This window comes from uncultured Phenylobacterium sp. (assembly GCF_902826855.1).
GTDB lineage: Bacteria > Pseudomonadota > Alphaproteobacteria > Caulobacterales > Caulobacteraceae > Phenylobacterium.
The window spans coordinates 1-6468 of sequence record NZ_CADEGK010000235.1; the positions used below are offsets into that span (position 1 = coordinate 1).

A 6468-nucleotide genomic window follows, 5' to 3' on the forward strand; every position below is an offset into this window, starting at 1 on the left:
CCGGGGCCACCGCGTACTGGCGTTGGCCCTTGGGAACGGTCTTGTAGGCGGCGGCGAAGTCCTTGCCGATCAGCTTCTTCACTTCCGCCTTGATGGCGTCGGTGTCGTCGACCTGGAAGTCGAAGGGCTCCTTGGCGGCGTGCTCGGCCAGCTCGATGATCGCCTGGATGACCGGCTGCATGCCGGCATGGGCGAACATCACCGCCTTCAGCACTTCGTCCTCGGACATCTCCTGGATCTCGGACTCGACCATCATGACCGCGTCGTCGGTGCCGGCGACCACGAGGTCGAGACGGCTTTCCTTCATCTGGTCGGTGGTCGGGTTGAGGATGTACTCGCCGTCGATGTAGCCGACGCGGGCGCCGGCGATCGGGCCCATGAACGGCGCGCCGGAGATCACCAGGGCGGCCGAGGAGGCGACCATGGCGACGATGTCGGGATCATTCTCAAGGTCGTGGGCGAGCACGGTCGCCACCACCTGGACCTCGTTCTTGAAGCCCTTCACGAACAGCGGGCGGATCGGACGGTCGATCAGGCGGGAGGTGAGGGTCTCCTTCTGCGTCGGCGCGGTCTCCCGGCGCGGGAAGCTGCCGGGGATCTTGCCCGCGGCGTAGAACTTCTCCTGATAGTTCACGGTCAGGGGGAAGAAGTCCTGGCCGGGCTTCGCGGTCTTTGCGAAGGTCACGGCGGCCATCACCATGGTCTCGCCGTAGGTCACCAGGACCGCGCCGTCAGCCTGACGGGCCATGCGGCCGGTTTCGAGCGTGAGGGTCTTGCCCCCCCACTCGATGGTCTTGCGTTTGATATCGAACATTTTGCTTCTTTCTCAGCCTGCGGGCGTATTCCCGGCGGGCGCGGACAGGGGATCGGTCTTCCGAAATCCTCTCCAATGGCACAGGCGATGAGGATCTCTTCGACCCTCGGCGTGATTGGGGCGAACTGCCCCTTTGCCGCATCGATCCCCCGGCCTGTGGCGAAGGAGCGGCCTTAAACTTCGTCCCGGTTTCGCCACAGGCGAAGACCGGGATCCATGGGTCCCCGCTTACGCGGAGACAGGCCTAGCGGCGCAGGCCGAGCTTCTCGATGAGCGCCTGATAGCGAGCCGCATCGGACTTCTTCAGGTGGTCGAGGAGCGAGCGGCGGGCGGAGACCATCTTCAACAGGCCCCGGCGCGAGTGGTTGTCTTTCTTGTGCGTCTTGAAGTGTTCGGTGAGGTTCGTGATCCGTTCGGTCATGATCGCCACCTGGACCTCGGCGCTGCCCGTGTCCGCGTCGCCGCGGGCATGGTCCTTGATCACTTCGGCCTTGCGTTCGGTCGTAATCGACATCGGGGTCTCCAGCTCTCAGAGATTGAAGACGCGCGACGGCTCGAGCCGGCCGGCGCGCATCTCGCAGAGCGCCACGACCCTCTCGCCCGCCATGGCTGAAACGGTGCGCGAGCCCGGCTTGAGCCCGGCCTTCACCAATTCCACCTGTCGGGGAACGAGAACGATCGATCGTCCCTGCTTCAATCGAAAGGCGTCTTCATCGGTCACGGCCAGCACCGGGATGTCGTCCAGTGCGGTCTCGACCGGAAGTAGCGCCTCCGATTGGCGGGCCTCATAGCCCAAATCCTCAAGCAATTCCAGTGTGACGGAGTTCGCCTCGGTGAAGCGGCCGACGCGCGTGCGGCGCAGCGCGCTGACGTGGCCGCAGGCCCCCAGAAGCTCGGCCAGGTCGCGGACGATGGCGCGGACGTAGGTCCCCTTGCCACACTCGATCTCAAGGGTGACGTGGTCGGCGTCCGGCCCCTCCACGACGCGGGCCGAATGAACGATGACCTTGCGCGACGCCAGCTCGACGGCCTCTCCGGCGCGGGCCAGGTCGTAGGCGCGCTCCCCGTCCACCTTGATCGCCGAAAAGGAAGGCGGGACCTGGTCGATCTCGCCGACGAACCGGGGCAGGGCGGCGGCCACCTGGGCCACCGTCGGTCGCACGTCCGACTCCGCCAGCGTCGCGCCCTCGCGGTCATGCGTGGCGGTGGTGCGGCCCCAGGCGATGGTGAAGCGGTACGCCTTGTCGGCGTCCACCAGGTAGGGAACCGTCTTGGTCGCCTCGCCCAATGCGATGGGCAGGATGCCGGTGGCCAGCGGATCGAGCGTGCCGGCGTGGCCCGCCTTCTGAGCCTCGAACAGCCGGCGCACGCGGCTCACGGCGCTGGTCGAGCCCAGGTCGTAGGGCTTGTCGAGGTTGATCCAGCCGGAGACCGCCAGCCCCTTGCGGCGGCGACCCATCAGTCCTCGTCCTTCCAGCTTCCGCTGGGCTCGTCCGGGGTTAGATCCTGCCGCACCTTGGGGTCGTCGAACAGCCGCGCCATGCGCGCGGCCTCGCTGAAGGTCTCGTCGTGGCGGAAGTGCAAGTCGGGCGTGAAGCGCAGGTCGACCATCCGGCCCAGGTGGCCCCGGATGAACTTCACGTGCCGGTTCAACGCCTTGACCACGTCGTCGGCATTCTCGCCCCCCAGCGGCTCGACGAACACCATGGCGTGACGCAGATCGGGGCCCATCCTGACCTCGGTGACCGTGACCGAGACGCCCTTCAGCACCGGATCGTTGATTTCCTCCTCGCGGAAGATGTCGACCAGGGCGTGGCGCACCAGTTCGCCGGCGCGCAGCTGGCGCTGCGACGGGCCCTTCGGCGCCGGACGGGAGCGGATGGGAGGACGGGACATGGACGTGAGGACCTCGATGACCTGCGGCGCGGATCGGACGCTGCGGCAGGCAAGGGCGGGCTTCTAGTCGCGCGGGACGGGTGTGTCCAGCCGCCTAGGGCGCGGCGGTCCGTTCGCGGAAGAACTCAATCACCCGCTGCTCGGCGGCCTTGGTGGGGCCGTCCTCTTTCAGATGCAGGGTCAGGACCGAGTGAGGCGGGATGAAGGAGGCGCGCGCGTCAGCATCCTCGAACTCGTGGCCCTCAAAGCGATCGCCGAACTCCGCACGGTAGCGCTCGAACCGGCCGTCGGGCACCAGGGTGTCGCTCCTGAACCGCAGGCCGATCATCGTCAGGTCCTCGTCGATGAACCGGCGGCGCGCGCAGGCCACCTCGGCCGCCGAACAGTCGAAGCCGTCGGCGCGGCCCGTCGCGACCGGCATGGAAGGCTGTGACAGCACCGGCGCCACGACGGACGGCTCGGTCATCATCGCCAGGGCGTAGCCGCCGGTGAAGCACATGCCCACCGCGCCCACGCCCCGGCCGCCGCAATCGAGGTGGGCTTTGCGCGCCAGGGCCCGGAGCCAATCCACAACCGGGCTGGAGCGGTCCTGGGCCCAGAAGTAGAACTCGCGCCGGACGCAGAAGGCCTTGAACATCTCCGTGAGCGCGTAGCGCCTGCTGGCCGGCTTGCCCGGCGTGCCGAACAGGCTGGGGCAGTAGACCGTCATCCCGGCGGCGGCGACACGATCGGCGAACCTCAGCACCAGCGGGTGAAGGCCGGGCATCTCGTGGATGACAATCACCGCCGGCCCTGAGCCGCGGCGGTAAACGGGGTAGCGCCGGCCGTCGTGTGCGAAGTCGAACGTCTCGTAGCCCGCCAGCGCTGTCTCGTAGGCCATGCCGTCCCTCAGATGCTGCGGGCCGACTGTAGGCCGATCACCGCTTGATCCGCAGCATGGAAAGGTCACCCTCGAAGCCGGACAGCTTCCAGTGCCCGTCCTGCGCCTTCGTGAAGTTGAGCAGGCAGGGCCCATCCTTCTTGGCGATGGCGCAGATGCGGCCATCCGGCAGCTGGCGCAGCGCCTGAGTGATCGCCAGCGGGCTCGGGATCTGGGTGGCGGGACTGTAGCCGTAGTACTCGGCCACCGACTTGAAAACGCGCGGTCGGACGAGGACCTCGCCGGTTATCTCGGCCAGGGTCGGCGCCAGCAGGGCCGCGAAGGCGGACACCTGGCTGTCTCCGCGCCGGCCCGCCTCGGCCATCAGGCGCGCCTGGATCTCGCGATTCAGCGCCTTTCGGTCCACCAGGCTGTCGAAGGTGATCTCGTCCTCGTCGCGGATGGAGATCAGGAGCGCATGGACGTCCCCGGCCGCCGGCAGCTTCTGCACCGTCGCGCAGGCGCCGAGCGTCAGGGCCAAGACAGTGATGATGAGGGCGCGGAACATCATGGTCCTGAGGCCTAGCCTGAAATGGCGCCGATATGACGACCTGTCGGATGACCGCGCGATGAACCAGCGCGCCGCGCACCGGCCTCGCTAGGCAAAGTCCCTCGCCAACTCGGCGCGGCTGGCCGGGGACAGGCCCGCGCGGTGGCTGTAGCGGTCATGGCTGCACCCGATGAGGATTTCGGTCGCGGGATCCCTGAAGCGGGCGATGTGGGCAGCCTCCAGCGGGAAGCGCAGGAAGTGCACCGACGAGGTCTTCCCGTCCTCCCGCGTGCGCTCAATGTCGCCCTCCGGCACGCCCAGCACCCGGTCGGGACCGATCTGCAGGAAGAAGCACTCCTCAGCGCCGCCCAGGCGGGCCAGCACCGCCTCGCGCCGCACCGGATCGTCGATCTCGAACATCACCGTCGCTACAAGCTCCGAACCCGCCGGGATCAACGGGTTGTAGGCGGCCAGTTCGTCGGGAACCTGGGCGGCGCCGCCCTTCTCGATGAGCAACATCTCCTGCACCTGGAAGAGCATGGTGTCGTAGCTCTCGAAGTAGAAGGTGCAGTAGGGGCCGAGTTCGATGCGGCGCAGGCGTTTCATCGCGATCAGCTCGGCGCGCCAGGACTTGCGGCGCTTGGCGAACTCGGCGTCGGGCAGCAGGTCGTCCGGGGTGATGCGGCGCTCGGACAGAGGCATCTTCAGAGGACTCCATAGGCGCGGGCGAACACCTCGATCGGGTGGGCCTCGGTCGGGGCCTTGGGCGCGTCCGGCGTGGTGTCGTCGGCGATCAGTTGCACTAGGTGCTTGCAGGCCAGCGGGCAGTCCGAACAGAGCACGTCGTTGCCCTTGCCGGCGACCTGGCGGGCGGCCGGGCGGCCCACCTTGTTGGCCACCGCATGCGTGCCCTTCATCACCCCGAAGGTGCCGCCGTGGCCGGAGCAGCGCTCCACCAGGTCGACCTTCAGGCCCGGGATCATCCGCAGCATCTCGGCGGACTTGGCGCCCATGTTCTGGGCCCGCGCGTGGCACGCGTGGTGCACGGTGGCTCCGCCCTCGCTGGCCTGCAGGCCGGGCGCCAGGCCGTACGCCTTGGAGAGCTCGACCACGTATTCGCAGATGTCCTTCGTGGCCGCGGAGAGGCGGGCGACCTCAGCGTCTTCCGGCAGCATCAGCGGCCATTCGAACTTCATCATCAGCCCACAGGAGGCGGTCAGCGCGACGACGTCGTAGCCGTCGGCCACATAAGGCGCGAAGGCCTTGGCCACCCGCCCTGCCGCGCCGGCCACGGTCGCGAGATCGCCGGCCTCGAGCTGGGGCATCTTGCAGCACTCGGGGTAGACCAGCCTCACCTCGCAGCCCTGAAGGGCCAGTACGCGAGCCGCCGCCAGCGCGGTGTTCGGCTTGTTGTAGTCGACGAAGCAGGTCGCATAGACCGCGACCTTGCGCAGCCCGAAGGCAGGGCCCGCGGGATTGGGGGCCAGCGGGTCGTTCCGCAGCCGGTCGGTCGCCGTCTTCGAGTGATACTTCGGCAGCTCGGCCTCGGCGTCGATCTTGGCGATTGCCTCCAGGAGCTTCCGCAGCGGTGTATTCGAGCGCGCCGTCGCCCAGTTGGCAAGGCCGGCGACCGGCTTGGCGAGTTTGCCGTTGCGATCGGTCTCCCCCAGCTGCTCGCGCACCCATTCCTTCTCGCCCGCCCGCCGCTTGGAGGCCCGGTAGCGCAGGATCAGGTGCGGGATGTCGATGTCGAAGGGATGAGGCGGGACGTAGGGGCACTTGGTGAGGAAGCACATGTCGCAGAGCGTGCAGGCCTCCGCCACATGCGCGTGCTCCTTGGCCCCGATCCCGTCGACCTCGCCGGTGGCGCTCTCGTCGATGGCGTCGAACATCCGCGGGAAGCTGTCGCACAGGTTGAAACAGCGCCGGCACGTGTGACAGACGTCGAACTGGCGCTGCAGTTCGGCGTGCACCTTATCCAGGTCGTAGTAGTCGTCGTCCCGCCACAGGATGGGGCGGCGGAACGGCGCGTCGAGGCTGCCCTCACGCGGCGGAGATGTGGTCGGCGTCTCACTCATGCTGTCATCCCGGCCGTAGCGAAGCGGAGAGCCGGGACCCAGGGGTGGCGGCTCTCCCTTCTAGGTCCCGGATCGGCCTATGGCCGTCCGGGATGACAGCTCAGTCGAGCGTGTCGAGGGCGCGCTGGAAGCGGCCGGCATGGGACTTCTCGGCCTTGGCCAGGGTCTCGAACCAGTCCGCGATCTCGTCGTAGCCCTCTTCGCGAGCGGTGCGGGCCATGCCGGGATACATGTCGGTGTACTCGTGGGTCTCGCCCGCGATGGCGGCCTT

General features: G+C 67.9%; 8 protein-coding genes and 1 pseudogene. All 9 read right to left on the minus strand.

All coding sequences use genetic code 11. From position 1 onward, the window contains the following. A pseudogene (locus QZV94_RS21885) lies at window positions 1–814 on the minus strand (polyribonucleotide nucleotidyltransferase); the annotation flags it as partial. Between the two features lie 244 nt (window positions 815–1058). Then, window positions 1059–1328: a 30S ribosomal protein S15 gene (gene rpsO, locus QZV94_RS21890; protein ID WP_293681926.1), complete on the minus strand. Its 270-nt coding sequence runs from the start codon at window positions 1326–1328 to the stop codon at window positions 1059–1061. A 15-nt stretch (window positions 1329–1343) separates the two neighbouring features. After that, window positions 1344–2273: a tRNA pseudouridine(55) synthase TruB gene (gene truB, locus QZV94_RS21895; protein ID WP_293681929.1), complete on the minus strand. Its 930-nt coding sequence runs from the start codon at window positions 2271–2273 to the stop codon at window positions 1344–1346. Continuing rightward, on the minus strand, window positions 2273–2710 hold the full coding sequence (rbfA, locus tag QZV94_RS21900; RefSeq protein WP_293681932.1) for a 30S ribosome-binding factor RbfA: 438 nt from the start codon (window positions 2708–2710) through the stop codon (window positions 2273–2275). The genes truB and rbfA overlap by 1 nt, the downstream gene beginning before the upstream one ends. A 94-nt stretch (window positions 2711–2804) precedes the next feature. Further along, on the minus strand, window positions 2805–3590 hold the full coding sequence (locus tag QZV94_RS21905) for a dienelactone hydrolase family protein (protein WP_293681935.1): 786 nt from the start codon (window positions 3588–3590) through the stop codon (window positions 2805–2807). Between the two features lie 37 nt (window positions 3591–3627). Continuing rightward, window positions 3628–4140, minus strand: coding sequence for a DUF2939 domain-containing protein (locus tag QZV94_RS21910; protein ID WP_293681938.1), 513 nt, complete (start codon window positions 4138–4140; stop codon window positions 3628–3630). 87 nt (window positions 4141–4227) lie between these two features. Beyond that, window positions 4228–4821 (minus strand): DUF3501 family protein, encoded by a 594-nt coding sequence (locus tag QZV94_RS21915; RefSeq protein ID WP_293681941.1) that lies wholly within the window; start codon window positions 4819–4821, stop codon window positions 4228–4230. Between the two features lie 2 nt (window positions 4822–4823). Then, window positions 4824–6197 (minus strand): heterodisulfide reductase-related iron-sulfur binding cluster, encoded by a 1374-nt coding sequence (locus QZV94_RS21920; RefSeq protein WP_293681944.1) that lies wholly within the window; start codon window positions 6195–6197, stop codon window positions 4824–4826. A gap of 100 nt (window positions 6198–6297) precedes the next feature. Next, window positions 6298–6459 carry a ferritin family protein gene (locus QZV94_RS25285; RefSeq protein ID WP_367255107.1) on the minus strand — a complete coding sequence of 54 codons (162 nt, stop codon included), beginning with the start codon at window positions 6457–6459 and terminating at the stop codon, window positions 6298–6300. Window positions 6460–6468 lie beyond the last annotated feature (9 nt).

Coding starts and splice junctions, on each gene's coding strand:
- rpsO (WP_293681926.1), bottom strand. CDS start 1,328: ATGTCGATTACGACCGAACGCAAGGCCGAAGTGATCAAGGACCATGCC.
- truB (WP_293681929.1), bottom strand. CDS start 2,273: ATGGGTCGCCGCCGCAAGGGGCTGGCGGTCTCCGGCTGGATCAACCTC.
- rbfA (WP_293681932.1), bottom strand. CDS start 2,710: ATGTCCCGTCCTCCCATCCGCTCCCGTCCGGCGCCGAAGGGCCCGTCG.
- QZV94_RS21905 (WP_293681935.1), bottom strand. CDS start 3,590: ATGGCCTACGAGACAGCGCTGGCGGGCTACGAGACGTTCGACTTCGCA.
- QZV94_RS21910 (WP_293681938.1), bottom strand. CDS start 4,140: ATGATGTTCCGCGCCCTCATCATCACTGTCTTGGCCCTGACGCTCGGC.
- QZV94_RS21915 (WP_293681941.1), bottom strand. CDS start 4,821: ATGCCTCTGTCCGAGCGCCGCATCACCCCGGACGACCTGCTGCCCGAC.
- QZV94_RS21920 (WP_293681944.1), bottom strand. CDS start 6,197: ATGAGTGAGACGCCGACCACATCTCCGCCGCGTGAGGGCAGCCTCGAC.